Here is a 26,596-nt window from a genome sequence, read left to right as displayed (position 1 = left end):
CGCTTTTGGGCGCGTGGGTATTTCTCCACGACCTCTGGGAACGTGACTGACGACGTCATCAGGCAGTACCTGGAATTACATTCCTCCAAATGATGCCTCCGGCGTCAGCCGGTGCGTCCTTCACTGCACCGCCTTCATCGATCCGCTCGAAGCGCGAATGGAAGCTAGAGGCTGATCAGGTGGCGCAGTTTGTTGATGATGCCTGCCAGAGTGATCCTGCGGGGGAGGTCAAGATAACCAAGCTTTATGGTCGTTATCAAAACTGGACAGGCGGTCAGGGGATTAACAAACCGCTTGGCATCAAGAGCTTCCGGGATCGTTTGACGCGGTTGGGTTACGGCCACAAGCGGCGGAGTGATGGCAAGTATGTTACCGGTCTGACCGTCAGAGAGTCCTCGCTCACGGAAAACGACGTGTGAAAAGGCCGAAAATGCCACTTGTGCCGGGTGATTCCGACATCAGGACAACTTGTGAAAAAACATATTTCTTGTCACCACCTATACTTTTTTTCACTGTGGGGGGTATGTGGAAAGAAGCGGCACAAGTGGCATTTCATCAGTTATTCTCAGTTCAGGGTCATACTCGCCCACGGTCTGCGACTTCTTTTAATTCCCTTTTTTGTTGACTGAAACGGACCTCTCGGGACACATTTCGTCGTCAGTTTTCTACATTGACCTGGACCTCATAGACAGTAGTTGCGTCACTGGCCTGATGTTGTCAGTCTTGGCTGCCAGCAGGTAATTTTCGAAGGAGGAACTCACATGAAAGCAACGAAAACAGTAGCGGCGACGGCCCTGTTTGCTCTAGCGGGCTGTGCTGAGCATGTGGCTGTTGATGAAGGCGTAGAACTGAAATTTCTTGAAGCTAAACAGAACGCGCAGATGACAGTTGGTGGCCGAACAGTCTACATTGAAAAAGGAGAAGGCTACCCTTCCGTTCAGCTTGAAGATGGTAGGCGGGTAGTCATACTGGATCGGTACACGTCAAATGACCCGTTCCTTCTTTTTGCTAATCTGACACAGACTTCTGGCTCTGTACTGGATGCCAATGGATGCACTACTCAAGAATACGTTTCAGTTGGTACGTCCGGTGTCACGATTGAAGAAAGCGCGCTTGCAGGCCGCATCACTCCGGGGATATGTTTTGTTCTGTAGGCTCGGCTGAGCGAAAAAGGGCCCAGAACTGACACACAAAGCCCCCGAATTTCTACTATCCGGGGGCTTCTGTTTGTCACGTCAGGGGGCGAGCAGTTATGTCTTGAGGGCATGAGTTCTTCTACTGTCAGCTTTCAGGACAACTCTGCCACAATTCGATAAACGCTTGGGCGGCTTATACCCATGTCGCGGGCAATGTGCGTTGGCTTCTGGCCTTCGGCATGCCGCCGGGCAATCTCATCGCGGTCGATGGACGGTTTGCGTCCCTTGAACGCACCACGCGCCTTGGCTTTTGCGATACCCTCTTTCTGACGCTTCCTGATGATTTTACGTTCAAACTCAGCGAAGGCCCCCATCAGCTGCATCTGCAATGCCGCGAAGGGATCGTCGGTTTCGGAGTTGAACGTCAGCCGCTCCGAGACGAACTCGACCGCAACACCCTTGCCGTTCAATTCCGACACCAATGTTTGTAGGTCGATCAGCGACCTGGCGAAGCGATCGATGGACCAGACCACGACAACATCACCTTCACGCGCGAATTCGAGCAACTCGGTCAAAGCTGGACGGTCCGTCGATCCACCGCTCGCCTTATCGGTAAACATCTTTTCCACGTCAGGCAATTCCTGACGGTCGGTGTTCTGGTCGGTGGATGAGACTCGTGTGTATCCGATACGCATTTTTGGCACCTTTTGTTAGATTAGACTCTAGATGCCACCAATAAAGCGTAAAGTAATATGATTCGCCACCTATATTTTACACTTTTCAGTGCACTTCGGAGTGTATCATTAGCGTTTACTCAAACGGACAACCCATCACCGACATTGCCCCGCATGAACGCGCTGGGCGTTTAGCCTAACGGCGGGCAGTATAGTAGTTGTAGAATTTGCCAAGCGGCTCACGCACACGGCTTGCCTTGCCGCCCCTGCTGAAAATTCTATCAAGGTCGTTTTTCTTAAGTTCCTTTGCCTTAGCTAGAGCATATTCACCAATAGAAACCTGAGGGTCTTGCCAAAAATGTGACACACGCTTCCCTTGGAGATTTCGTCTAATTTGTTCGATCTCTTCTAAAGCTTTCGTTTCGTCGATGCCACTCGCCAAATTAAAAAATAGCATCTCCCAATGCTTACTCCTGATAACGAAATCAAAGTCTTCTTCAAACCAAGCCTCAGCCGCATTAACTTGATCATATTCAAGTTCCGCTTCTTGAATCCTAAGACATTCCAAGAAAGCCGTAAGCTCGTCGTCCTTTATTACGTCATGTGTATAGCCAGCAGCCTTCGCGTAAAGCAGCGAAGGCTTTGCATTGCCCTCAAGATAATACCCAATAGCCTGCTTAATTGCTGACGTAAGGTCCGTATCCCTTGAAGGCTGTGTTATTTCTTTCTTGCCTTGTTGAGCATAAACGTTTTTTTTGAAAAGCCATCCAAACACTGCCTTAACCTCAAGTCTTTCGGGCCACTTGAACTACTTTTGTGTAGGTGAAAACTTCACCAAGACCTGTGTGAAGCGACACGATTAGATTAGTGATTTGAGNTTCGGGCCACTTGAACTACTTTTGTGTAGGTGAAAACTTCACCAAGACCTGTGTGAAGCGACACGATTAGATTAGTGATTTGAGCGAAGCGACATGCCGCGCGGACGTTTTTCCAGCCAAATCGCTTCACGTCGTTCAAGTAAACATATATTCGAGCTGCACGCCACCCAAGACCACACCATCGCCCGAGGTCGAGCTGCGGAAGTTTCGTTTACATTAGATGCTGGTTTTCCATGCGTAAAGCCCTGACCATCAAGGGTAAATTAATTTTCAAGGGCTGCGTCTATTAGCAACAATATTGCGCGACTCGCGGACAGGAGGAGCAAAGGCGCATGGTTTCAGTGAGGTAAGCAACCGGTCACGAGATTGGAACCAAGAGACTAATCTTAGGCGCGGCTCAGCCTTTGGCGGGTAGGATGTTTTCAGAGCCACGCGGAGAAGCTTAAATAATTGATAATAATTGCATTATTTGAATGTTGTGGCGGAGGAGGTGGGATTCGAACCCACGGTGGGCGTAAACCCACGCCGGTTTTCAAGACCGGTGCATTCGACCACTCTGCCACTCCTCCAAGTGAATTGGGCCTACACTGGCGCTTTTGATTCTGAAAGGTGTCACGTGACACCCACAGCCGAAAAGCGCTCCTGACCCGTACCTGCAAGGAGGGCGTCCATGTTTATGGGGAATTCCGCCGAATTGCGCCTTGCGGACTTTTCTCGCGACCCGGCATTCGCTACACTCGCGCCGCGTGGCAACGTCCGCGTCATTAGGTGATCGATCCCGAAGGCAATCGGGGCAAGGCACGACAAGACGAGGCATATCGGGCCGCGACGGTCCGTAGCATAGGCAAGGGGCGGTGAGCCATGAGTGAATTTCTGGGACAGGTGTATCGGGGTGGACGGGTTATGTTGCTGGCCGGCGCGGCAAGTGTGACGCTTACGGGATGCGAGGATATGGCGGGGATCAACCCCTTCAAGCCGCAACCCAAGAGTGAGGCCGATAGCGCGGTGACACCCGCGTCCTCGGTCCGCCTTGTTGAGCGCGATGTCGAGGCGCCCGAGGTCTTTCAGGTCACTGATCAGGGGCTTTGGGACGGTCGGCCATCATTGGGCGGCGTCTGGGTGGCGCATCCCGACGTCAAAGACCCCGAACGCGTGATCATCCGCAATACCGCCAATGGGAAGTTTGTCATCGGCGCTCTTTTCCGCCGCGAACGGGCCAATCCCGGCCCCGCGCTTCAGGTGTCTTCGGATGCGGCGGCGGCGCTCGACATGCTGGCCGGCGCGCCTGCCGAATTGAATGTGACTGCGCTCCGCCGCGAGGAACAGCCGGACCCCGAAGCTTCGCCTGACGCGGCGGCCGCCGAACTTGCGCCTGCCGAGGTCGAGACCGCCGAGCTTGATCCCATCGCCGGCGCCGCCGCGGCCATTGACGAGGCCGAAGCCGCCGACACCCAGACCCCGGCCCCGGCCGAGCAACCGGCAGCCAAGCCGGTTCAGGCCTCCACGCTTGAGAAACCCTATCTTCAGATCGGGATTTTCAGTGTCGAGGAGAATGCCAAAAACACCGCCACGGCGATGCGGCAGTCGGGGATGGTGCCCACCGTGCTCAAGCAGACATCGGCGGGCAAAACCTTCTGGCGTGTTATCGTCGGCCCCGCATCGTCGCGGTCCGAACGTGCGACGCTATTGAAAAAGATCAAGGGTATCGGCTTTGACGATGCCTATGCCGTGACCAACTGAGGCGGTTGAGGCCTCGCAACCCCAATAACGGACCCGCTGCCATGAGTGTTCTGACCCGTATCGCCCTTTCGTTCATACTGGCCCTGAGTCTGGCCCAACCCGCGCGCGCCTTCGATACCCGCGCCACGGCGGCCTATGTCGTGGATGTGGGCACGGGCACCGTGCTTCTGACCAAGAACGCGGATCAACCGCTGCCGCCTGCCTCGATGTCCAAGCTGATGACGCTCTATGTCGCCTTCGAGGCAATCCGCGACGGACGGCTTGCCATGACTGAAATGCTGCCGGTGTCGCGCCATGCGGCCGAATACGGGGGCTCGACGCTTTTCCTTCAACCGGGCGAACGTGTGAAGGTCGAAGACCTGATCCGTGGCATCATCGTGCTGTCGGGCAATGATGCCTGCGCCGTCATCGCCGAGGCGCTGAGCCCTGACGGGACCGAGGCCGGGTTCGCCCGCTTCATGACGCGCCGGGCGCAAAACTTGGGCATGACAAATTCGACCTTCACGAACTCCAACGGCTGGCCCGCGCCGAACCACCGGATGAGCATGCGCGATCTCGGGCTTTTGTCGCGCAAACTGATCGAGGATTTTCCCGAATTTTACCCGATGTTCGCCGAGACAGAGTATCTGTTCGACGAAAACGAAAGCCAGAACCGTTATAACCGCAACCCGCTTCTGACCCTCGATATCGGCGCGGACGGGCTCAAGACCGGGCACACGAACGAAGCGGGCTATGGCCTCGCGGGGTCGGCAGCACAGAACGGGCGCCGTGTGATCTTCGTGATTTCCGGCCTCGGCAGCGCCAAGAGCCGCGCCGAGGAGGCCGAGGCGATCGTCAACTGGGCCTTTCGGCAATTCGCCGAACGCACCGTTGTCGAAGGCGGAACCGAGGTGGCGCGCGCCGATGTCTGGATGGGCAACGCCGACAGCGTCTCTCTCGTGTCCGAGAAGGACGTGACGACGCTCATGCCCACCATGTCCGCCGGGCCGCTGACGGCAGAAGTGGTCTATAACGGCCCGCTCGAAGCGCCAATTTCCAAGGGTGATAAACTGGCCGAGCTGGTCTTCGCGCCCGAAGGATTGCCCGAAACGCGCGTGCCGCTGGTGGCCGCTGCCGACGTGGCGCGCGGGGGCTTCGTCAATCGGCTCAAGACGGTCTCGAACCTGTTGCTGACACGCCTTCAGCAGGGACCGGAGGAGGCGAGTTGAGCGCATCCGGGGCTGAAGTTGGCGCGTCTGGCGTCTTTATCAGTTTCGAAGGCATAGACGGGTCAGGGAAATCGACCCAGGCGCGGAGGCTGGCAGACAGGCTTCGCGCCGAGGGACGGACCGTTCGCCTCACGCGTGAACCGGGCGGCTCACCTGGGGCCGAGGAAATCCGCGCCCTCGTGCTCGAAGGGGCGTCGGACCGCTGGTCGCCTGAAACCGAGATACTGCTTTTCACCGCCGCTCGCCGCGATCACCTCGAACGGGTCATCGCCCCCGCGCTCGCCGCGGGCGAGGTGGTGATCTGCGACCGGTACGCCGATAGCACCCGCATGTATCAGGGTCTTGCCCGGCCTGATCTGCGGGATCTGGTGGACACGCTGCACCGTCTCATGATCGGGCGCGAACCCGATCTGACCGTGCTGATCGACATGGACCCTGCCACCGGGCTTGAACGGGCCCTGGGGCGCGGCGGTGGCGAAGCGCGGTTCGAAGGCATGGGCCTTGCATGGCAGGAAAAGATGCGCGCGGGCTTTCTCGACCTGTCGCGGGACGCCCCCGACCGGTTCCTCGTGATCGACGGCGCACGCGACCCCGACACCGTGGCCGATGAGGTCGCCCCCCGCGTCCGGGACCACCTGCCATGAGCGACGACACCCCACAGCCGGACCGGATCGAGGGCGCACCGCACCCCCGCGACACCGCGCACCTGATCGGTCAGGATGTCCCACAGGCGGCCTTTCTCGATGCGTTCAACAGCGGGCGCTTGCACCATGGTTGGCTCCTGACCGGCCCGCGCGGAGTGGGCAAGGCAACCCTGGCCTGGACGATCGCGCGCTTCCTGCTGTCCACCCCCGCACCGGGGCAGGAGGATGGCCTTTTCGGTGCACCGCCCGCACCCGAAACCCTCACCATCCCCGAAGATCATCCCGTCGCCGCGCGCGTTCGTGCAGGCTCTGACCCGGGGCTCTATCACATCACACGCCGCGTCAATCCGGATACGGGCCGCCTGCGCGCCCAGATACTGGCCGAAGACGTGCGCGACCTGAACCGCTTCCTGCAACTGTCGTCAACTGATGGCGGCGCCCGCGTCGTCCTGATCGACAGCGCCGATGACATGAATGTGCAGGCCGCAAACGCGCTTCTGAAAATGCTCGAGGAGCCACCGGCGCGCACCACGCTCCTGTTGATCAGCCATGCGCCCGCGCGCCTTCTGCCGACGATCCGCTCGCGCTGCCGCGAATTGCGCCTCGCACCGCTGTCCCCCGGTGACCTTTCGGAGGCACTGGCTCGGGCCGGGGTCGACACCGACAAGGGCGAGGGTCTTGCCGCTCTTGCCGCCGGATCGGTGGGCGAGGCGGTGCGCCTGGCCAACCTCGGAGGTCTCGAACTTTATTCCGAACTTGTGGCCATCATGGCAAGCCTGCCGCGGCTTGACCGCCCCCGTGCGCTCAAGCTTGCCGATGCCGCCGCCACCCGCGGTGCCGAGGACCGGTTGGACTTGCTCATCACGCTTCTGGACACGGCCCTCGCGCGTCTCGCGCGCACCGGCGCGACCGGCGCCCCGCCCAGCCCGGCAGCCACCCCCGACGAGGCCGCGGCCTTCGCCCGGCTTGCCCCCGATGCCCGCGCCGCGCGTGCTTGGGCCGAATGCGCCCAAGAGATCGGGGCCCGCGCGCGCCACGCCCGCGCAGTGAACCTTGACCCTGCCGCGCTGGTGCTTGATACGGTGTTCAGACTGCAACAGACCGCCGCCTGAACCACCCGGAGGCCCCATGCCGGACGTCGAAATCACCGACAGCCATTGCCACCTTGATTTCCCCGAACTGGCGGGCGAACTCGACGATGTGCTCGCGCGGGCGCGGGCCGCCGGCGTGACGCGTATGGTCACGATCTGCACCAAGCTGCACAACGAACCCGCCGTGCGGGCATTGTCCGAGGCACATGCGCCTGTCTTCTATGCCGCGGGCACCCACCCGATGTCTGTCGCGGACGAGCCTATGGCCACGTTCGAAGACCTCGTGGCGCTTGCCGATCATCCCAAATGCGTGGGCATAGGCGAGACGGGGCTCGATTATCACTACACCTCCGAGAGTGCCTGCGCACAGCAACAAAGCCTGCGCACTCATATCGCGGCGGCCCGTGAAACCGGCCTGCCGCTGATCATCCATGCGCGCGACGCCGATGACGATATGGCGCGCATCCTTGCCGAAGAACACGCGCGCGGCACCTATTCCTGCGTCATGCATTGTTTTTCCTCGGGGGCTGGATTGGCTCAGGTGGCCGTTGATCTGGGGTTTTACCTGTCGATGTCGGGCATCGCGGCGTTTCCGCGCTCCTCGGACCTGCGCGAGATTTTTGCCGCCGCCCCTGTCGAGCGTATCCTGCTGGAAACCGACGCGCCCTATCTCGCGCCGCCGCCGTATCGCGGTAAGCGGAATGAACCCGCCTTCACCGTCCATACAGGGCAGGTCGGCGCCGAGGTCTTCGGCATGGACTGGCCGGCCTTCGCCGCCCAGACCCAAGAAAACTTTGCCCGCCTCTTCAGCAAGGTGCCCGCCTTCGAGGCCGCCACATGACGGAACGCCGCTTCACAATCCTCGGCTGCGGCTCTTCGGGCGGCGTGCCGCGGATCGGCGGGGATTGGGGTGATTGCGATCCTGCCAACCCCAAGAACAATCGCCGTCGTTGCTCGCTCCTGATCGAACAGGAGGGCGAGGAGGGCACGACCCGCGTTCTGATCGACACCTCGCCGGACCTGCGCGCGCAACTTCTCGATGCCGGCATCGGAAGGCTCGACGCGGTGATCTATACCCATAGCCACGCCGACCATGTCCACGGGCTCGACGATCTGCGCGTCGTGGTCTTCAACCGGCGCGAACGGCTCGATGTCTGGGCCGACGGCGACACGCAGAACGCGATCATGGGCCGGTTCGCCTATGCTTTCATTCAGCCCGAAGGCTCGCCTTACCCGCCCATCCTCGACATGCATACGATCAACGGCGATATCACCATCGGCGGGGCAGGGGGTGACCTCGTGCTGCGGCCCTTCGAGGTCAATCACGGGTCGATGGACGCGCTGGGCTTCCGGGTGGGCGACGTGGCCTACCTTCCCGACGTGGCCGAAATCCCTGATGCCGCATGGCCCATGCTCGAAGGGCTCGACACTTGGATACTCGACGCGCTGCGCCGCACGCCGCATCCCACCCACGCCCATCTTGCGCGGTCGCTGGAGTGGATGGACCGCGCGCAACCCCGGCAGGGCGTGCTGACCAACATGCATATCGACATGGACTACGACACGCTTGTCGCGGAATTACCCGACTGGATCACGCCCGCCTATGACGGCATGGTGCTGACTTTCCCGGTCTAAGGCGGGCGCAGTGCAGGCACTTCTCGATGTCATTCTGCCGGTCTTCGCGGTTATCGGTTTCGGTTATCTGGCTGTGTGGCGCGGCTGGTTCGATGGGGCGCATGTCGATGGGCTCATGCGCTTCACCCAGAATTTCGCGATTCCTTGCCTGCTCTTCTCGGCCATAGCGCGGCTTGATCTGGGGTCCGATTTCGATTGGCGCCTGCTTCTGAGTTTCTACACCGGTGCGCTGACGTCGTTCCTTGCGGGCACATTGATCGCACATCACCTGTTCGGGCGCGGTATCGAGGATGCCATCGCCGTAGGCTTCTGTTGCCTGTTTTCCAACTCGGTCCTTCTGGGCCTGCCGATCACGGAACGCGCTTACGGCGCCGACGCGCTCAGCGCGAATTTCGCGATCATCGCGCTGCATTCACCGTTCTGCTACGGGGTCGGCATCACCGCGATGGAGCTGGCCCGGGCGCGCGGCGCCTCAAGCGGTGTGCTTCTTTTGCGGGTCGGCCGGGCCATGTTCTCGAATGCGCTTATCATCGGAATCGCGCTTGGATTCGTGGTCAACCTCACCGAACTTCCCCTGCCTGTGCCGCTCTGGGATGCGCTGGACCTTTTGTCGCGCGCGGCGCTGCCCGCGGCGCTGTTCGGGTTGGGGGGTGTGCTGGTGCAATACCGCCCCGAAGGCGACCTGCGGCTCATTGCCTGCGTGATGGCGCTGTCGCTGCTGTTGCATCCGTTGATCACGCGCGGGCTGACTGTCGCGTTTGATCTGCCCGCCGCCGCGACGCGGTCGGCGGTGATCACGGCGGCGATGGCGCCGGGGGTCAACAGCTATATCTTCGCCAACATGTATGGCCGGGCCCGCAGGGTCGCGGCCTCCAGCGTGCTGCTGGCCACCGCGGCCTCGGTCGTGACCGCGTGGATGTGGCTGGCCTTTCTTCCCTGACATCCGCCGATGCCCCGCGCGGTTATGACCGCGCGCGCCGTTCACGATTGGTCCAACTCGCCCGCCACCGACGCAATACCGACGTGAATACCGACATGATACCGACGTGGGGTGCGGCGCGTTAACCTTGGTCCTCTTCGGGCGGCGCGCCACCGGTGAAGGCATTGCCGTTTTCATAATCGCAGGGCGCTTCCTGCATCTCGAGATGCAGGCCCGTTCCGGTGAAGAGATGCGCCCGCGCAAGCTCTTCATCCACCTCGATGCCAAGGCCCGGTGTCTCGGGCGGAATGATGAAACCACCATCCATTTCAATGCTTTGGCGGACAAGCTTGCGGTGAAATTCGGTGTCGATCGTCTCGGCGATCAGTAGATTGGGAATAGATGCACAAAGGTGGATGTTGGCCGCCCATTCGACCGGCCCGGCATACAGATGCGGCGCCATCTGCGCATTATAGACCTCGGCCATGGCGGCGATCTTCTTGGCCTCCCAGATACCACCCACACGCCCAAGCGCCGGCTGAAGAATACTCGCCGCCCCCTCGCGCAGCACCGGCGCGAACTCGGCCTTGGTGGTCAGCCGCTCGCCGGTGGCCACGGGGATGCCAACAGCCTGTGCGACTTGCGCCATCTGGCCCACATTATCTGGCGGAATCGGCTCTTCGAACCACAAGGGATCGTAGGGAGCGAGCGCGCGACCAAGACGGATCGCACCAGCGGTGGTGAACTGTCCATGCGTTCCGAATAGAAGATCAGCCCGGTCGCCCACCGCCTCGCGGATGGCCTTGGCGAAAGCTACGGAAAGCGAGATGTCGCGCATCCCCGGCATGTGCCCGCCGCGCAAAGTGTAGGGACCGGCGGGGTCGAATTTCACGGCCGTGTAGCCCGCCTCCACCGCTGCCAGCGCGCTTTCGGCCGCCATCTCGGGCGAGGTCCAGAAGGCGGTCTGGTCGTGATGGGGCAGGGGATAGAGATAGGTATAGGCGCGCACGCGGTCATTCATGCGCCCGCCAAGAAGCGCCCAGACAGGCCGCTCGCGCGCTTTGCCAAGGATATCCCAACAGGCGATCTCAAGGCCCGAAAACGCCCCCATCACGGTCAGGTCAGGCCGCTGTGTGAAGCCGGAAGAATAGGCGCGGCGAAACATAAGCTCAATGTTTTCAGGGTTTTCACCCTCCATATGCCGGGCGAAGACATCTTCGACCACCGCGCGCATTGCATCGGGTCCGACAGACGCGGCATAGCATTCGCCCCAGCCGGTGATCCCGGTGTCGGTGGTCAGCTTCACGAGGATCCAATATCGCCCTCCCCATCCCGGCGCGGGCGGGGCGGTGACGATGATGTCGAGGTCCTTGAGTTTCATCGGATATTAACCTTTGTGTTGTCAGGTGATGTCTCGCTGTCGTGAACCGGTCGGATCGGGGGCGCTGCCCCCCCCCCGCAAAACCCGGGGCGTTTGCGCGGCTCCCCCGGGATATTTCCGGCAAGAAGAAAGGAAAGGGTCATTTCAGGCAGATGACATTGCGGCGGGCTCCGCCAGATTTGGTGTCGGCGATGGCTTCGTTGATCTGTTCCAGACGCCAGCGCCCCGAAATCAGCTCATCGAGCTTGAGGCGGCCCTGTGCATAAAGATCCGTGATCCACGGTATGTCGCGTTGAATCACCACGTCGCCCATCTTGGAGCCGATCATGCCCTGACCCGTGGCTGCGAAATTCACCGGCTCATAGGCGGTGCTGGCGCCTGACGCGGGCATGCCCACCATGATCACCCGTCCACCATACCCGAGATAGCGAGGCGCGGTTTCATAAGCAGGGATAGCGCCCACCGTCACGAAAACGGCATCGGCCCCGCGTTCAAGCGCGTCTTTGGCCGCGCGCCACGGTTTCGCATCGGTGGCCAGAACCGTATCCGTCGCGCCGAATTCGCGCGCTGTTTCAAGCTTTTCCGCGCTGAGGTCCACCGCCACGATACGCCGTGCCCCGGCGATGCGCGCGCCCTGAATCGTGTTGAGCCCGACACCCCCGGCGCCGATCACCACCGCGTCCTGACCGGGGCGCAGGCGTGCGGCATTCACCACCGCACCCACACCCGTCACCACGCCGCACGCGATCAGCGAGGCACTGTCCATCGCGATACCGTCGGGCAGGCGCACCACCTGGCTCTGATGTACACAGACCTTCTCGGCGAAGGCGCCACAGGCCATCGCCTGATGCAGCATGCCGCCACCGGGAAGGCTCAGCGGTCCGGTGTCGCCATCGTATGGGGTTTCGCATTGCGTCGGCACCCCCGCGCCACAGTTGCCGCATTGCCCGCAGGCGCGGATAAGCGTGACGACCACCCGGTCACCTGGGGCGTGCATGGTGACGTCCGGACCCACCGCTTCGATCACGCCCGCCGCTTCGTGGCCGTAAACCGCCGGTAGCGATCCGCCCCAGATCCCCTCGGCATAGGAAATGTCCGAGTGGCAGATCGCGACCGCGTGCAGGTCGACCATGATCTCGCCCAATCCCGGGGCGCGAAGGGTCACCGTCTCGATGCTGAGGGGGGCGCCGAACTCCCGGCAGACGGCGGCCTTGATGCTTGGCATGGATGTCCTCCCCCCTTGTGTGGCCAGAGGCTGAACGCATTCGCCCGGGCAATCAAGCGAGAAGTCGCGTCACGCGTCGTATCGGTGGCGGCCACCTAGGAAAAGACCCATGGCCAGAAGGCACAGGAGAAGCGAGGCGAGGAACGGCGCGCCGGGCATATAGAGGCCTGCGCCCTCGCGCGTGAAGGCAAAGAACACCCGCGTCATTACCAACGGCGCAAGGATCAGGGCCAGCGCGTTCACACTCGTGATCAGGCCTTGCAACTCGCCCTGCGCGTCGTCGGGGCTGCGGCGTGACAAAAGCCCCTGAATGGCTGGCGTGGCAAGCCAGCCGAGTGATGCCATCGGAGTAAGCGCCAGCGCAACCCAGCCCGATGTGACGAACGCCATGACCGTGAAGGACATGAGCGCGAATCCGAAGCCCAGTAGGATCGTCCCACGCTCTCCCAACCGTGCCATCACCGGGCGGATAAGCCCACCAAGCACAAGCGCGAGAGACAGGCCGTAAACAGCGAGCGACAGGCCGATCATCGAACTGTCCCAGCCAAAGCGCGCTTGGGTGAAATAGGCCCAGATGACGGGATAGACGTTGAACGCCAACTGGTTGAGAAAGAGCACGACAATCAGTGCTCTCAGGCCCGGCAGTCGCGCCACCGCCGCGAACGCCCCGAGCGGGTTGGCGCGCCGCCAGTCGAAGGCGCGGCGGGTCTTGTCGGTGACCGTCTCGGGCAGCACCAGCAGGCCCAGCACGAAGTTCGCCGCCGCCAGCGCAGCGGCGGCATAGAAGGGCGCGCGCGTGCCCATGTCACCCAGAATGCCGCCCATCAGAGGCCCGAGGACAAAGCCGATCCCGAAGGCTGCCGTCAGGTGGCCAAACCGCGCGCCGCGCTCGGCCCGTGGTGTCAGATCGGCGACAAAGGCCTGCGCCGTCGAGTGTGTCGCCGCCGCGATGCCGCCCACGATCCGACCCAGCAGCAAGAGCCAGATGGTCCCGGCGAGGGCCATCACGAGATAGTCGAGCGCCATAATTCCCAGCGACACCAGAAGCACCGGCCTTCGCCCGAACCTGTCCGACAAGCTTCCGACGGTGGGCCCGAAGAGGAATTGCATCACCGCGAAAAGGGTCGACATGATACCGCCCCAGATCGCCGCCTCGGCCAGTGTGCCGCCTTCGACCTCGCGGACAAGGTCGGGCATGACCGGCAGGATGAGGCCGATCCCGATCCCATCAAGCAGGATCGTCAGCAGGATGAAGATCATGGGCAGGCGGTGGGGCAAGTCCATCTCCGCGCTAAGCTTGGGCAACTGACGTGCCGCAATGCCCGATGCGGATCAGGAAAGCCCCGATTTCGTGGCCCATGGCCTCCGGTTGGTCGAACATCGGCACATGCCCCGCGCGGCGCAGCAGGCGCGTTTCCGCGCCGGGTATCAGTTCGGCGGTTTCGCGCACAAGGTCGGGCGGGGTGAAGGCGTCATCGGTTCCGGCAAGGCCAAGAGTGGGAAGGCGCAGCCCGCTGACCGGTGTATAGAAGTCGGTGCCGGCAATGGCGTCGCAACAGGTGGCGACCCCGTGGGCCGGTTGTGCCGATACCATCTCGCGCAGGCCGATGACAGGCGCGCGCGCCCATCTTGGAAGCGGGTCGTGGTGGAACGCCTCCATGCCCTCGCGGCGCAGTGCGTCTGCGCGGGTGTGCCACGACGCGGGCTGACCCATCTTCGCAGCCGTGTTCACCAGCACCAGCCCCCGGACCAGATCGAGCCGCTTCACCGCGAGGCCCTGTGCGATCATGCCGCCAAGGCCACATCCGACCACGACCGCATCCGCCGTGCCACAGGTGTCCATCACCCGTTCGGCATCGCGAACCAGCGCACCCATCGAATAGGGCCCCGGCGGGGCGCTCGATGCGCCATGCCCGCGAATGTCCATGCGCAGCACCCTGAGCCTGTCGGGAAGGTGTGGCAGGACGGTGTCCCACACCCGCATGTCGGTCGCGATCTCAGCCAGAAACACCACAGAGGCACCAGCGCGAGCGCCGTCTTCGCGGCACGCGATCATCGCGCCGCCGGTATCCACCAATCGCGTGTCCATCTGTCTTAGCGCAGCGTGATATGGGCCATGATCTGCCCATGATCCGAAGCAAGCTTGTTATAGGGGGCCTCAGGGTGGCTGCCATCGGTGATGTGATCGTTGAAGACGCTGAAATAGGTCATATCGCCGAGCCGGTGGGGGTTGTCCGGGTGAAAGTGCCGCGACATGAAGATCTGGTCTATGCTTTCATAGTTGCCGCCAAAGGCCGAGGTATAGACCGTGTCGCGCAAGGACTTGCGAACAAAAAGCTTTTCGGCGGAATGCAGGCGCACGCGCTCGACATCTTCGGTGATCTTCTCGTGCTCTTCCTCACTATAGCGGTCACGCCGGTCCTGCGCATCGTGGCGTAGCATCCAGCCGTAATTCTTGAACGGTGTCTCGCCTGTTACAATCTCGCTGCTGACCGCGTGTTCGCCATCGTTGAAATCGCCCAGCACCATGACCGGGTGCCCCGCGTTCAGTTCTTTCACGATCTCGGACCGCAGAACCCAGGCTTCGGCCATGCGGCGCAGGGCGGCGCGCAAGGAACCAAGGGCGCGGCCCACCGGATCATACTGCGTGAGGTCTTCCTCGGGGGCGAACTCCGCGCCCTCGGGTTTGATATGCTCGCCCAGCTTGGATTTGAGATGGCAGTTGAACACCGTGATCACTGTGTCCCCCACGCGGATGCGCGCCTTCAGGACAGGCCGGGATAGCCGGTGAATGCGATAGAACCCTGCATCCTTGTCGCCGTCCAACCCGCGCAGCGGTTGAAACGGGATATCAAGGGGTTGGGCCAGATCCTGAATGATCTCGGGTGTGCCTTCAAACCCGTGCCGCGACAGGATCGCGACGCCGGGCCTGCGCTTGCCCGGTTCGCCGGTGTCGGCGGCATTGGGCGCAAACGCGAGGGCGGCGTCAGAATAGGGTTCGACCTTGAGCTTGCGAAAGATCACCTTGCGGCGATAGGGCTTTGAGTCGCCGGGAATGACCGCGCTGTTGAGCGTCTCCGCCCGTGCGTCTGTTTCGCGGATGACAGCGCGCAGGGCGTCTTCCTCGAAAATCTCCTGAAAGGCCACAATATCGGCATCCATGGTCATAAGCTGATCGGCCATCCAGTCCTCTTTCCACGCGAACTCCTCGGGCGTGTAGGTCTGAAATTCGTAATATTCCTTGTCTGCTCCAATCAGGTTTTTGACGTTGAAGCTGGCGATCGTGAATTGGGTCATTGGCTACTCCGCTAGGGTTTCGAGGGCACGCTCGAAAATGTCATGATCCACATTGCCGCCCGAGATCGTGCAGATCACGGCGGGTGCGTCGATCTCGGCGCCGTGAAAAAGTGCTGCCGCCAACGCGACCGCGCCGCCCGGCTCGGCCACCAGCTTGAGCCGTTGAAAGGCCAGCGCCATGGCGCGCAGCGCCTCGTCGTCGCTGACCACCATTCCGGGCCCGCAGAGACGCTTCATGATGGGAAACGTGATATCACCCGGTTGCGGCGTCAGAACCGCGTCACAAAGCCCGCCCGCCCCCGGCGGATTGCTCTCGATCCGGCCATGGCGAAGCGACCGGGCCACGTCATCGAACGCCTCGGGCTCGCACGGGCGGGCTCGCAGGCCCGGCGCCTCGGCCTCAAGCGCGAGCGCGATGCCGGAGGTGAGGCCGCCGCCGCCGCAACAGACAAGCACATCCGCCGCATCTATACCTTCGGCGCGCGCCTGTTCAGCGATCTCAAGCCCGGTGGTGCCCTGACCTGCGATCACCTGCGGCTCGTCATAGGGCCGGATCAGTGTGAGACCGCGTTCACGCCTGAGCGTATCGCCAATGTCTTCACGGCTTTCTCCTCCGGCACGATCATAAAGCACCACTTCGGCCCCCATGGCGCGCGTGTTCGCAACCTTTAGTTTCGGCGCGTCCATCGGCATGATGATGACAGCGGGCACGCCAAATTCCTGCGCCGCTCGGGCCACGCCCTGTGCATGGTTGCCTGACGAGAAGGCGATCACGCCTTTGGCGCGGGTCTCGGGGTCAAGCGCGGACACGGCCGAGCGGCCGCCGCGATACTTGAAACTGCCGGTATGTTGCAGGCATTCGGGCTTGATCCAGACAGGACGGCCCGCAATCTCGTCCAGAAACGGCGAGTTGAGAAGCGGGGTGCGCCTTGCATGCCCCGCAAGGCGCTCTGCGGCGGCGCGGATCATCGAGATATCGGTCATTTACAGTGCTCCAAGAGGGCGTGAATGGCGGCGACGGCCTCGGGTTCATCCAAAAAGGGCACATGCGCCCGGTCGGGAATGGTCACGGCGTGCATATCAGGGGCGTGCGCCTGCATCCGTTCAAACGTGGCCGGTGTCAGAAGGTCCGAATTTTCACCGCGCAGCGCGCAAAGCGGCACCTCTGCCAGTTGATCGAAAAGCGGCCACAAATCCGGCGCGGGCCCCGCCTCGGCCTGTGCGATCATCGCATCGCGCAGACGTGCGTCATACCGCAGACCAAGGCCACCCTCGGGTTTTTCATACCACATCAGTTCGGCCTGTCTGCGCCAACGACTAACCGGCACACCGGGGAAATCGGGCGCATAAACGGCGTGCAGCGCTTCGCCCGCCGCATCAAGATCGGGGAATTGCGGCTCGCGCCCCAGATATTCCATGATCCGGGTCAGTCCCAGTTCCGCGATGTCCGGCCCGATATCGTTCAGAACCACACCGCGAAGCCTTGAGGGGTGCAGTGCGGCAAGGAACATCGAGATCAGCCCACCGCGTGACGTGCCGATGACGACCGCCCGCTCGATCCCAAGATGATCAAGAAGCGCGACCGCATCCTCGGCTTCCTGCACGATGGAATAGGTCATGAAATCTTCGGCATACTCCGATTGTCCGCGTCCCCGGTAATCCATGCGGATCGCGCGGACATGGCTCAGATGAGGCATCAGAAATTCGAAATCCCCGCTGTTGCGGGTCAGCCCGGCAAGACACAGCACCGCAAGGCCCGTGCCGTGATCCTCGTAATGAAGGCTGAGGCCGTCCGCGCTCGTGAACGTGGGCATCAGCGGGCGGCCAAGTCGGGAATGGCGGTCAGGTCGCTCAGCACGTGATGCGGCCGCGCCGGCAGGCGGTCCACCGGGTCTCCCGCACGATTGACCCAGACGGTCGTGAAACCATAGCCAGCGGCGGCGGCCGCATCCCATCCGTTCGAGGATACGAAAAGCACCTCATTCTTGGCACAGCCAAACCGTTGTCCAACAAGGTCATAGACGCGCCGGTCGGGCTTGAACACGCCCACCGCCTCGACCGACAAACAATCATCAAGGCAGGCGTGCAGGTCTGCGGATTGGATCGCGGCATCAAGCATCGCGGGCGATCCGTTCGAGAGAATCGCCGTGGTCTGATCTTGCGATTTGAGTTTGCGCAGCATGTCGGGCACCTCCGGATAGGCCTCAAGTTCCCAATAGAGTTGCAGCAGCCGGTCGCGCAACTCGCCATCACCATCCAGCCCCTCGGCCTCAAGCGCCCAATCAAGTGCCTCCTCGGTGACGACCCAGAACTGACAATAATCCCCGGTGATCGCACGAAGCCAGCTATACTGAAGCTGTTTGAGGCGCCAGTTCTCGGCGATGCGCGGCCAGTGCGGGGCAAAGCCTTCGCGTCCCGGCTCGTGTGCCGCGCGGCGGGCGGCTGCGGCCACATCGAAAAGAGTGCCGTAGGCGTCGAAAATACAGGTGGTGATCGGCATGGCGCCCTCCGGTTTTCAGCGCATTCAAACTGTCATGTATGCGCGCGCCTTGGAAGGCCCGAAAAGCGTGCGCGTGTGGTCTGTTTGCAACTCGCGGCCACGCTTGCTAGCCTTCGGATAGATTCGCACAAGCACCCGCGCGGCGCGCGGCCTTGCAACACACTCTCATCCCAATACCGCCAAAAGACTGGAGTCTCATTATGACCGAAGTGAAATCGGGTGACACCGTACACATACATTACAAAGGCACCCTGGACGACGGGACCGTCTTTGACAGCAGCGAAGGCCGCGACCCGCTCAAGTTCGAAGTGGGCTCGGGCCAGATCATTCCCGGCCTCGACAACGCGATGCCCGGCATGGAAGTCGGTGAAAAGAAAACCGTCGAAGTGCCCGCAGATGACGCCTACGGTCAGGTCGATCCCAACGCACGTCAGCAGGTGCCCCGCGAAGGCATCCCGGACGACATCCCGCTCGATCCGGGCACGCAGCTTCAGGTTCAGACCGAAGGTGGGCAGGTTCTGCCCGTGACGGTTCTCGAGGTGACCGACGAAGTCGTGACACTCGATGCCAATCACGCGCTTGCAGGCCAGGATCTGACCTTCGATATCGAACTGGTCGCGATCGCCTGAATAATCATGCCGGCGTTGCCGGAAAGAGCCCGCCACGCCAAACGCGTGGCGGGCTTTTTTGTGTGTTCTGCGGATATGTGTAACGAAGCGGAAAGAGCGCGGGGCGACAGCCGCGTCTCAGGATTTCGCGGGCCGCTTTATCCTGTCAAAGCTCAAGCAGAACCGCGCCCGCACGTCCGGGGGTCATCACGGCTTCATGGGCCGCGGCGCATGCCTCGAGCGGATAGACCGCGTCGATTGCGGGGCTGAGACCGCCTTCGCTAAGCGCCTTGTGCAGCCGCGTTATCGCGGCCTTGCGGGGGCCGTCCGCAAGGATGTAGATCAGCAAGATATCAAGCGTCAGTGCCTTGAAGAGAAACGGCCCGAAGGGCAGGGTCGGGGTCATCTCCTTGCCCGAGCCATAGGCACAGATCGTCCCGTTGGGGCGCATGATTTCGGCCAGCAGGGCGGCATTTTGACCGAATTCGACCTCGACCGCGCGGTCGATGCCTTGACCGTCGGTTGCGCTGTCGATCTTCGCGGCAAGATCGGGGTCGGCATAATCAAACACATGATCTGCGCCTGCGGCACGCACCCGGTCATGCGCGGCGGAGGACGCGGTGGCCAGCACCCGTGCGCCGCCCCATTTGGCCAATTGCACGGCATTGTGGCCTACCGCGCCCGCGCCGCCGCTGACAAGGATATGTTGTCCTGCCACATCGCCGTTGCCAAACACCGCCTGTGTCGCAGTCAGGCCGGGAATGCCAAGTGTCGCCCCCGCTTGCAGAGACACGGACTCTGGAAGCGTGACCGCTTGCGCTGCGGGAAGGGCAATGAACTCGGCCGCGGTGCCGAAGGGGCGCTGCCACTGGCCGTTCCAGATCCAGACACGCTCGCCCACGCGGTCGGGCGCAACCCCTTCGCCCACGGCCTCGATCACGCCTGAACCGTCTGAATGGGGGATGATGCGGTCATACGCGGGCTTTGTTACGCCGGGGCGTGATCCGACGCGGGCCTTGGCATCTGAGGGATTGACCCCGGAATAGGCCACCCGCACGAGAACTTCGCCCTGGCCGGCCTCGGGTGTGGGCACCTCTCCGGGCTCAAGAACGTCGGCTGCGGGGCCAAAACGGCTATAATGAACGGCACGCAACGGGCTGGATCAGCTTTTCTTGCGTAGGCGGATGACCACATCGACCTTCGCGATCTCGGCACCTTCGGGCGCGTCCGGGATACTGGCGATGTCCAGTTCTTCGGCAGGGGCGTCCGACAGGCGTTGCTCGTCTTCCCAGTAGAAATGCGGATGATCATGGGTGTTGGTGTCGAAATAGCTTTTGGCACCGTCGACCATGACTTCCTGCAACAACCCCGCGTCGCAGAAGGCGCGCAGCGTGTTGTATACGGTGGCCAGCGACACGCTGTCGCCATTGCCCTTTACCGCCGAAAAAAGGCTTTCGGCGGTCACGTGCCTGTGCTGTCCGTCGCCCACAAGCAGATTGGCCAGCGCCACGCGCTGCCGCGTGGGTCTGAGCCCTGCACCGGTGAGCCAGTTGGTTCCGCGATCTGTCGCTTGCGAGGTCATGGTTGCTGGCGTCCTTTCTCTCCCGGAGAATATAGGGGCGAGGCCGGGGGGAATTCAAACAAAATTCCATCTCTGTTGCCAATTGGACGTGCTTGCAAGGTCGCGCGGGCCGGTGTTACAGGGGGCGGGACTGACCCAGACCATCAGGAAGGACCGCCTTCATGGCCAACTATCCAAGCAGCTTCGACAAGGACGATCTGCTGAAATGCGCGCGCGGCGAGCTGTTCGGGCCGGGTAACGCCCAGCTTCCGGAGCCTCCGATGCTCATGATGGACCGGATCACCGATATCTCGGGCGATGGCGGGGCGCATGGCAAAGGGCACGTGGTTGCGGAATTCGACATCCACCCGGACCTTTGGTTTTTCAAGTGCCATTTCCCCGGCAACCCGATCATGCCCGGCTGTCTTGGGCTTGACGGACTGTGGCAGCTTACCGGCTTCAACCTTGGCTGGCGCGGCTGGCAAGGGCGGGGCTATGCGCTTGGTGTGGGCGAGGTGAAGCTGACCGGCATGGTGCGTCCTGATCGCAAGATGCTCACGTATTACGTCGATTTCACCAAGGCCGTCCAAACCCGCCGCCTGACCATGGGGGTGGCCGATGGCCGGGTCGAGGCCGACGGCGAGGAGATCTATCAAGTCAAGGACATGAAAGTCGCGCTGAGCGAGACATGAGCCGCTGCCGCGATACCTCGCCAATGCGTCGATACGTTCTGAGGTGTCTTGGATGAAAGCCTTTCAACCACACAGTGTTACGAATTTGTCGGCCCGGTGCTGAATTCAGTGACCCGCCGACAGTGCCGACCATGTCAGCTGCGTGTTGACTTTGCCACGCGCGATCATCCTTAAGTGGTTGCGCCAACTGCCAGCCCTGCCTTACACAAGGGCTTGAACCGAATAAGGGAGAACGCCATGCGCCGCGTTGTCGTGACAGGATTGGGGATCGTCTCCTCGATCGGCACGAATGCCGAGGAAGTTCTGGCCTCGCTCAAAGCCGGAAAGTCCGGCATCACTTTCAATGGAGAAATGGCCGAACACGGGTTCCGCAGCCAGATCGCGGGGGCTATCGACCTTGACGTGAGAGAGCATGTGGACAAGCGCACGCTCCGCTTCATGGGGCCGGGTGCGGCTTATGCTCATATCGCCATGAGCCAGGCTATCGCGGATGCGGGCCTTGGTGAAAGCGATATCGTGAACCCGCGCACTGGGCTTGTCGCGGGCTCGGGCGGCCCCTCGACGAGCGCGATGCTCAGCGCGCATCAGACCGTGCTCAAAACCGGCGGGACCAAGCGGATCGGGCCGTTCGCCGTGCCGAAATGCATGTGCTCGACTATTTCTGCCAACCTTTCGACCGCGTTTCAGATCAAGGGGATCAACTATTCGATCACCTCGGCCTGTTCGACCTCGCTGCATTGTATCGGCAACGCGGCCGAGCAGATCATGATGGGCAAGCAGGACGTCATGTTCGCCGGTGGCGGAGAAGAGCTTGACTGGACGCTGTCGTGTCTCTTCGACGCGATGGGCGCCATGTCATCGAAATTCAACGACACGCCGGACACAGCCTCGCGCGCCTTCGATGCCGAGCGTGACGGCTTCGTCATTTCCGCAGGTGGCGGCATCCTCGTTCTCGAAGAACTTGACCACGCCAAGGCGCGGGGCGCGAAAATCTATGCCGAGGTAACGGGCTATGGCGCCACATCCGACGGGGCCGATATGGTCGCTCCTTCGGGTGAGGGCGGTGAGCGCGCGATGCGCCTCGCCGTGGATATGCTTCCCGAGGACCGCAAGGTCAGCTATATCAATGCACATGGCACCTCGACCCCGGTGGGCGATGTCGGCGAAGTCGAAGCGGTCCGCCGTATCTTTGGCGAAGGCAGCACCCCGCCGATCAGTTCGACCAAGTCGATGACAGGTCACAGTCAGGGTGCGACCGGCGCGCAGGAGGCGATCTATTGCCTGCTGGCGCTTGAACATGATTTCATCATACCTTCGATCAACGTCGAAACGCTCGACCCGGCGCTTGACCCTGCCGAGATCGCGACAGCGCGTGTTGACGATGCCGGGCTGGATACGGTGATGACGAACAGTTTCGGATTTGGCGGCACGAACGGGTCGATGCTTCTCAGCAAGTATCACGGTTAACTCAAGCGGACGGGACGGGATCATGGGCGCAATGCAGGGCAAACGAGGCCTGATCATGGGGGTGGCGAATGACCGCTCCATCGCGTGGGGCATTGCAAAAGCCATGCACGAGGCCGGTGCCGAACTGGCCTTTACCCATCAGGGCGACGCCTTTGGCGCCCGGCTCAGGCCACTGGCCGAAAGCGTCGGATCGGATTTCATGGTGGATGTGGACGTGACCGACGACGCATCGCTTGATGCCGCGTTCGAAGGTCTCGCCGAGCGCTGGCCAACCATAGACTTCGTGGTCCATGCCATCGCGTTCTCGGACAAGGGCGAACTGACGGGCCGGTTTCTCAACACCAGCCGCACGAACTTCAAGCACTCGCTTGATATATCCGCCTACAGCTTCATTGACGTGGCGCGTCGCGCCCATCCCCTGATGAAGGACAATGGCGGCACGCTCATCACGCTGACCTACCAAGGCTCGAACCAGGTTGTTCCCAATTACAACGTGATGGGGGTGGCCAAGGCCGCGCTCGAATCCGCGACCCGCTATCTGGCCAATGATCTGGGCCCTGATGGCATTCGCGTTAACGCGATCTCTCCCGGTCCGATGAAAACACTTGCCGGAGCGGCCATCGGCGGTGCCCGCCGAACCTACAAGCATTGTGATCTGAACGCGCCGATGCGGGCCAATGCCACGCTCGAGGCAGTGGGAGGCACGGCTGTCTATCTTGCCTCTGATGCAGGGGCCTGCACCACGGGCGAGATCATCCGAGTCGATGGCGGGTTTCATATCCTCGGAATGCCGCAGGCCGAAAACCTCTGAATCGTCGGGCCAAGGCCCGCGTTTGCAGTGAAGGAACCGGCGCCTTTCGGTTCGCGTTGACTGATCGAGGCCGGAGTCTGGATGTCCAGATCTCAGGCAGATGTCAGTCAACCGGAGCCGACACGAGATGTCCCACGATCTTACACTCAGGAGCATCGAGCCTGTTACCCATGACACCCATCATCTTGTCTTCGACCGTCCCGACGGGTTCGAATACAAGCCGGGGCAGGGGGTCGAACTTTCCGTATTGAAAGCAGGCTGGGAGGACGAAGGCCGCCCTTTCACGCCCGTAACCTTGCCGCATGAGGAAACCCTTGAGTTCGTGATCAAATCTTATCCCGAACACGATGGAGTCACCGAACAAATCGGCAAGCTGTCACCCGGCGACAAAGTCCGCATCAAAGGGCCTTTCGGCGCGATCTCGGATGAGGGGCCGGGGGTGTTCATCGCCGGTGGCGCCGGTGTCACGCCGATGATCGCAATCCTGCGCAAACGGCTTGACGAGAACGGTACACTTGACGGATCGACCCTCGTTTTCGCGAACAAGACAGCCGATGACATCATCTGGCGCGACAAGTTCGAGGCGATGGATGGCCTGACCACGGCGTTCGTGGTGGACAGCCCCGGCGCCGACGTGCCGCAACAGCGTCTCACACGCGATTATCTTCGACAATTCGTCGAGCCGGAGACGCGCTGCTACCTTTGTGGTCCGCCCCCGATGATGGAGGCGGTGCGCACCGCCCTGCACGACATCGGTGTCGAATCTGATCAGATCGTCGAAGAGGATTTGGCCTGAGGCATACAAGGAGCACCGCGCTCAGGCCGTCACACCGCAACCCGTTCACAAAAGGAGAGATGCCATGACAGCCCAAGCCAAGGCGCACCCCAATGTCCCCGAAGTCGATCAGTCGGACCGGCTCGTTCCTGTCAATCTCCGACAGTCGGGACAAACTCCGGTTCAGATGCTTGTGTCCACGCGCGTGCGAAAATCCCCATTCTGGCACCTTGCCATCGAAGCGGGCTGTTGGCGCGCGACGGTTTACAACCGGATGTATCATCCGCGCGGCTATGTCCGTCCAGAAGAGGGCGGTGCCATGGCGGAATACGATGCGCTGGTGAACCGTGTGACGCTTTGGGACGTCTCGGTTGAACGGCAAATCCGCGTCAAGGGCCCCGACGCCGAAGCGTTCGTCAATCACGTGATCACCCGCGATGCCACCCAGATCGCACCGATGCGCGGGAAATACGTGATCCTGTGCAACGAGGCGGGCGGCATTCTCAATGACCCGGTGCTCTTGCGACCGGCGCAGGATGAATTCTGGTTCTCGCTTTCGGACAGCGATATCATGTTGTGGCTGCAAGGTGTGAACACGCCGCGCCGTTGGGATGTCGAGATCGCCGAGATCGACGTTGCCCCGCTTCAGGTTCAGGGGCCCAGATCCGAAGCATTGATGATCGAGCTGGCCGGTGATACATTGGCCGATATTCCCTATTACGGCCTTATGGAGGCCAAGATCGGCGGCGCTTCCGTCCTGATCAGCCAAACCGGCTTTTCGGGGGAAAAGGGGTATGAAGTCTATGTGCGCGACGCCAGCCTCAACGCCGAGCGTGTCTGGTATGCGATCCGCACCGCCGGGGCCCGATACGGGCTTCGGGTCATCGCACCGGGCCATCATCGGCGCATTGCCGCGGGGATCCTCAGTTGGGGTCAGGACATGGACGCCGAAACCTCACCCTTTCAGGTCAACCTTGCTTATCAGGTGCCGCGCAAGAAAGAAGCGGACTATATCGGTCGCGCCGCGCTCGAGGATCAGCGTGCCCGGATCGAGGCCGGTGAAGAACCCTTCGCCCTGCGCCTTGTCGGGATGAGGCTCGGGGGGGCACCGATTACCGATTACGCATCTGATTTCTGGCTTATCTCTGATTCTGAAGGGGCTCGGTGCGGTTATGTCACGTCGCCTTGGTGGTCGCCCGATCTTGGGACCAACATCGCGTTGGGTTACGTTCCATGGCGACTGAGCGAGGTGGGCACGCCGCTCTCTGTCGAGCTGCCCGTGGCTTATGTCGATGACCCCTCGCGTCGTGTCGCGGCCGAAGTGGTGGACGTGCCGTTCAAGGCGTCACAACACCCCAGTGCGCGCGAAAAAGCCGGACAGCGCGGCGCCGACAGTGCTGATTGATGGCTGTCGTCAGAACCATTGCCCCGGCTCCATGAGGCCAAGGTCAAGCAACTGCCGCGAATGCCACTCGAACGGCGCGGAGTTGTGCCACTTGAAGGTCTCGATGTCGAAAGTGGACCCGGGGTTCAGCTTGAGCGCCTTGGCGGTGCGGAACGATACGATGGCGGCGGTCAGGTTGTTGTGCCACGGACAGGCATAGGTGTTGTATTCCTCGTCTGAAAACGTGTGATCCTCGCGAAGTTCAAGCCCTTCCTTCGCGAGGAAAAGCGCGATGCGGTCGATCTTGCGGCGCGGTGCGGGGATGTGTTCCTCATACCGCCAGCGCAAGCCGCCAAAGAAATCAAGCTGCCGCTCCTTGGGATAGTTGTGGTTTGCCGCGTCGGGCCGCGCCAGCGCATAATACCCGGTCCGATCAAGGTGCGCTTCCTCAATCGATACGGCGTCGGGATAACGATCCAGATCCCCCGCATAAAGATCGACCACATAGGTGAGCATCGCGTCGCGCCGTTCCTCTGCGTGAAAGCTCAGCATCTCGCCGATGGTGCGGGTCTCGCAGAATGGAAAGAACAGGTATTCCGCGTTGAAACAATAATACAGCCACTGACCGGGGGCGGCGGCGATAACGCGGTTCACGGCGTCCACGAAACTGTCACCGCGCGCGCGATCGAAACCGATCCTGTGAACCGCGCCCGCCACATCCTCGGCCAGTGCGAAATTGTCAGGCATGAAAGCAAGCACTTCGCGGAAGCCGGCATCAAGATGGTGCCGCAGGGTCGAATCCAACTCGACCGGATCTTCGGCAAAGATCATCGCGATCGGCCCCTTGGCAAGAAGGCTCGAGCTGTTGGACAGGAATGCGGTAAGGTCTGCGTGCTGCATCTGTGTGATTTGCCCGATCTTTTTGCGCGCAGGGTGTGCCAAAAGCGCGTCCATTGCAAGTGAGGCGCTA

General features: G+C 61.6%; 29 protein-coding genes and 1 tRNA gene. 16 read left to right on the top strand and 14 right to left on the bottom strand.

The window, feature by feature from the left end:
* From V8359_RS18015 to V8359_RS18005, 3 genes are all read left to right on the top strand, one after another.
* The coding region (locus V8359_RS18015) for a transposase (RefSeq protein WP_296939912.1) at positions 1-93 on the top strand (93 nt) is incomplete at its 5' end.
* A gap of 86 nt (positions 94-179) precedes the next feature.
* Positions 180-419: a hypothetical protein gene (locus V8359_RS18010; RefSeq protein WP_336430493.1), complete on the top strand. Its 240-nt coding sequence runs from the start codon at positions 180-182 to the stop codon at positions 417-419.
* Positions 420-761: 342 nt separating this feature from the next.
* Positions 762-1,154: a hypothetical protein gene (locus V8359_RS18005; protein WP_336430491.1), complete on the top strand. Its 393-nt coding sequence runs from the start codon at positions 762-764 to the stop codon at positions 1,152-1,154.
* Between the two features lie 134 nt (positions 1,155-1,288).
* Here the strand turns inward: V8359_RS18005 and V8359_RS18000 are convergent, their stop codons facing one another.
* From V8359_RS18000 to V8359_RS17990, 3 genes are all read right to left on the bottom strand, one after another.
* Positions 1,289-1,831, bottom strand: coding sequence for a recombinase family protein (locus V8359_RS18000; RefSeq protein ID WP_442970405.1), 543 nt, complete (start codon positions 1,829-1,831; stop codon positions 1,289-1,291).
* Between the two features lie 175 nt (positions 1,832-2,006).
* Complete coding sequence (locus V8359_RS17995; protein ID WP_336430489.1) at positions 2,007-2,585, bottom strand: hypothetical protein; 579 nt, start codon at positions 2,583-2,585, stop codon at positions 2,007-2,009.
* Positions 2,586-3,167: 582 nt separating this feature from the next.
* A tRNA-Ser gene (locus V8359_RS17990) sits at positions 3,168-3,257 on the bottom strand.
* Positions 3,258-3,549: 292 nt separating this feature from the next.
* Here V8359_RS17990 and V8359_RS17985 point away from each other — a divergent pair.
* The 7 genes from V8359_RS17985 to V8359_RS17955 are packed head-to-tail and all read left to right on the top strand — an operon-like array spanning position 3,550 to position 9,946.
* Entirely contained in the window at positions 3,550-4,428 is an 879-nt protein-coding gene (locus V8359_RS17985) for an SPOR domain-containing protein (protein ID WP_336430488.1), read from the top strand.
* Positions 4,429-4,469: 41 nt separating this feature from the next.
* On the top strand, positions 4,470-5,636 hold the full coding sequence (locus V8359_RS17980) for a D-alanyl-D-alanine carboxypeptidase family protein (protein WP_336430487.1): 1,167 nt from the start codon (positions 4,470-4,472) through the stop codon (positions 5,634-5,636).
* Entirely contained in the window at positions 5,633-6,280 is a 648-nt protein-coding gene (gene tmk / locus V8359_RS17975; RefSeq protein ID WP_336430486.1) for a dTMP kinase, read from the top strand. Before V8359_RS17980 ends, tmk begins: the two co-directional genes overlap by 4 nt.
* Positions 6,277-7,392 carry a DNA polymerase III subunit delta' gene (locus tag V8359_RS17970; RefSeq protein ID WP_336430485.1) on the top strand — a complete coding sequence of 372 codons (1,116 nt, stop codon included), beginning with the start codon at positions 6,277-6,279 and terminating at the stop codon, positions 7,390-7,392. Before tmk ends, V8359_RS17970 begins: the two co-directional genes overlap by 4 nt.
* A 16-nt stretch (positions 7,393-7,408) precedes the next feature.
* Positions 7,409-8,212 (top strand): TatD family hydrolase, encoded by an 804-nt coding sequence (locus tag V8359_RS17965; RefSeq protein ID WP_336430484.1) that lies wholly within the window; start codon positions 7,409-7,411, stop codon positions 8,210-8,212.
* Positions 8,209-9,006, top strand: a complete 798-nt coding sequence (locus V8359_RS17960) for an MBL fold metallo-hydrolase (protein ID WP_336430483.1) — start codon at positions 8,209-8,211, stop codon at positions 9,004-9,006. The genes V8359_RS17965 and V8359_RS17960 overlap by 4 nt, the downstream gene beginning before the upstream one ends.
* A 10-nt stretch (positions 9,007-9,016) precedes the next feature.
* Positions 9,017-9,946: an AEC family transporter gene (locus tag V8359_RS17955; protein WP_336430482.1), complete on the top strand. Its 930-nt coding sequence runs from the start codon at positions 9,017-9,019 to the stop codon at positions 9,944-9,946.
* Positions 9,947-10,067: 121 nt separating this feature from the next.
* Here the strand turns inward: V8359_RS17955 and V8359_RS17950 are convergent, their stop codons facing one another.
* From V8359_RS17950 to V8359_RS17915, 8 genes are all read right to left on the bottom strand, one after another.
* Positions 10,068-11,306, bottom strand: coding sequence for a mandelate racemase/muconate lactonizing enzyme family protein (locus V8359_RS17950; RefSeq protein WP_336430481.1), 1,239 nt, complete (start codon positions 11,304-11,306; stop codon positions 10,068-10,070).
* Positions 11,307-11,445: 139 nt separating this feature from the next.
* The gene (locus tag V8359_RS17945; protein WP_336430480.1) at positions 11,446-12,531 is read right to left on the bottom strand and encodes an alcohol dehydrogenase catalytic domain-containing protein; all 1,086 of its coding nucleotides are present in this window, start codon (positions 12,529-12,531) and stop codon (positions 11,446-11,448) included.
* Between the two features lie 69 nt (positions 12,532-12,600).
* Positions 12,601-13,815 (bottom strand): TCR/Tet family MFS transporter, encoded by a 1,215-nt coding sequence (locus V8359_RS17940; RefSeq protein WP_336430504.1) that lies wholly within the window; start codon positions 13,813-13,815, stop codon positions 12,601-12,603.
* 7 nt (positions 13,816-13,822) lie between these two features.
* On the bottom strand, positions 13,823-14,620 hold the full coding sequence (locus tag V8359_RS17935; RefSeq protein WP_336430479.1) for an alpha/beta fold hydrolase: 798 nt from the start codon (positions 14,618-14,620) through the stop codon (positions 13,823-13,825).
* Positions 14,621-14,625: 5 nt separating this feature from the next.
* On the bottom strand, positions 14,626-15,828 hold the full coding sequence (locus V8359_RS17930; protein ID WP_336430478.1) for an endonuclease/exonuclease/phosphatase family protein: 1,203 nt from the start codon (positions 15,826-15,828) through the stop codon (positions 14,626-14,628).
* A 3-nt stretch (positions 15,829-15,831) separates the two neighbouring features.
* Positions 15,832-16,812: a threonine ammonia-lyase gene (locus V8359_RS17925; RefSeq protein ID WP_336430477.1), complete on the bottom strand. Its 981-nt coding sequence runs from the start codon at positions 16,810-16,812 to the stop codon at positions 15,832-15,834.
* Entirely contained in the window at positions 16,809-17,642 is an 834-nt protein-coding gene (locus tag V8359_RS17920) for an alpha/beta fold hydrolase (RefSeq protein WP_336430476.1), read from the bottom strand. The genes V8359_RS17925 and V8359_RS17920 overlap by 4 nt, the downstream gene beginning before the upstream one ends.
* Positions 17,642-18,328, bottom strand: coding sequence for a haloacid dehalogenase type II (locus tag V8359_RS17915; protein ID WP_336430475.1), 687 nt, complete (start codon positions 18,326-18,328; stop codon positions 17,642-17,644). The genes V8359_RS17920 and V8359_RS17915 overlap by 1 nt, the downstream gene beginning before the upstream one ends.
* A 200-nt stretch (positions 18,329-18,528) precedes the next feature.
* On the opposite strand from V8359_RS17915, the gene V8359_RS17910 reads away from it, so the two are divergent.
* Positions 18,529-18,957, top strand: a complete 429-nt coding sequence (locus V8359_RS17910) for an FKBP-type peptidyl-prolyl cis-trans isomerase (protein ID WP_336430474.1) — start codon at positions 18,529-18,531, stop codon at positions 18,955-18,957.
* 145 nt (positions 18,958-19,102) lie between these two features.
* On the opposite strand, the gene V8359_RS17905 is transcribed toward V8359_RS17910, so the two are convergent.
* Together V8359_RS17905 and irrA are read right to left on the bottom strand one after the other, a co-directional pair.
* A complete protein-coding gene (locus tag V8359_RS17905) occupies positions 19,103-20,089 on the bottom strand; it encodes an NADPH:quinone reductase (protein WP_336430473.1) in 987 nt (328 codons plus the stop codon).
* A gap of 9 nt (positions 20,090-20,098) precedes the next feature.
* Positions 20,099-20,518, bottom strand: a complete 420-nt coding sequence (irrA, locus tag V8359_RS17900; RefSeq protein ID WP_336430472.1) for an iron response transcriptional regulator IrrA — start codon at positions 20,516-20,518, stop codon at positions 20,099-20,101.
* A gap of 161 nt (positions 20,519-20,679) precedes the next feature.
* On the opposite strand from irrA, the gene fabA reads away from it, so the two are divergent.
* The 5 genes from fabA to V8359_RS17875 all read left to right on the top strand — a co-directional run bounded on the left by fabA (position 20,680) and on the right by V8359_RS17875 (position 25,647).
* A complete protein-coding gene (gene fabA, locus V8359_RS17895) occupies positions 20,680-21,189 on the top strand; it encodes a bifunctional 3-hydroxydecanoyl-ACP dehydratase/trans-2-decenoyl-ACP isomerase (RefSeq protein ID WP_336430471.1) in 510 nt (169 codons plus the stop codon).
* 237 nt (positions 21,190-21,426) lie between these two features.
* Positions 21,427-22,656 (top strand): beta-ketoacyl-ACP synthase I, encoded by a 1,230-nt coding sequence (gene fabB, locus V8359_RS17890; RefSeq protein WP_336430470.1) that lies wholly within the window; start codon positions 21,427-21,429, stop codon positions 22,654-22,656.
* A 31-nt stretch (positions 22,657-22,687) separates the two neighbouring features.
* Positions 22,688-23,467 carry an enoyl-ACP reductase FabI gene (locus tag V8359_RS17885; protein ID WP_442970404.1) on the top strand — a complete coding sequence of 260 codons (780 nt, stop codon included), beginning with the start codon at positions 22,688-22,690 and terminating at the stop codon, positions 23,465-23,467.
* Positions 23,468-23,594: 127 nt separating this feature from the next.
* Complete coding sequence (locus tag V8359_RS17880) at positions 23,595-24,263, top strand: FAD-binding oxidoreductase (protein WP_336430469.1); 669 nt, start codon at positions 23,595-23,597, stop codon at positions 24,261-24,263.
* A gap of 64 nt (positions 24,264-24,327) precedes the next feature.
* Positions 24,328-25,647: an aminomethyltransferase family protein gene (locus tag V8359_RS17875; RefSeq protein ID WP_336430468.1), complete on the top strand. Its 1,320-nt coding sequence runs from the start codon at positions 24,328-24,330 to the stop codon at positions 25,645-25,647.
* A 9-nt stretch (positions 25,648-25,656) separates the two neighbouring features.
* Here the strand turns inward: V8359_RS17875 and V8359_RS17870 are convergent, their stop codons facing one another.
* Positions 25,657-26,526 (bottom strand): hypothetical protein, encoded by an 870-nt coding sequence (locus tag V8359_RS17870; protein WP_336430467.1) that lies wholly within the window; start codon positions 26,524-26,526, stop codon positions 25,657-25,659.
* Between the last annotated feature and the right edge of the window lie 70 nt (positions 26,527-26,596).

Origin of the sequence: Roseovarius sp. E0-M6 (assembly GCF_037083845.1) — a bacterium.
Lineage (GTDB): Bacteria > Pseudomonadota > Alphaproteobacteria > Rhodobacterales > Rhodobacteraceae > Roseovarius.
The sequence above is the reverse complement of the archived record's forward strand: the minus strand, read 5'-3'. Positions and strand labels throughout refer to the sequence as shown.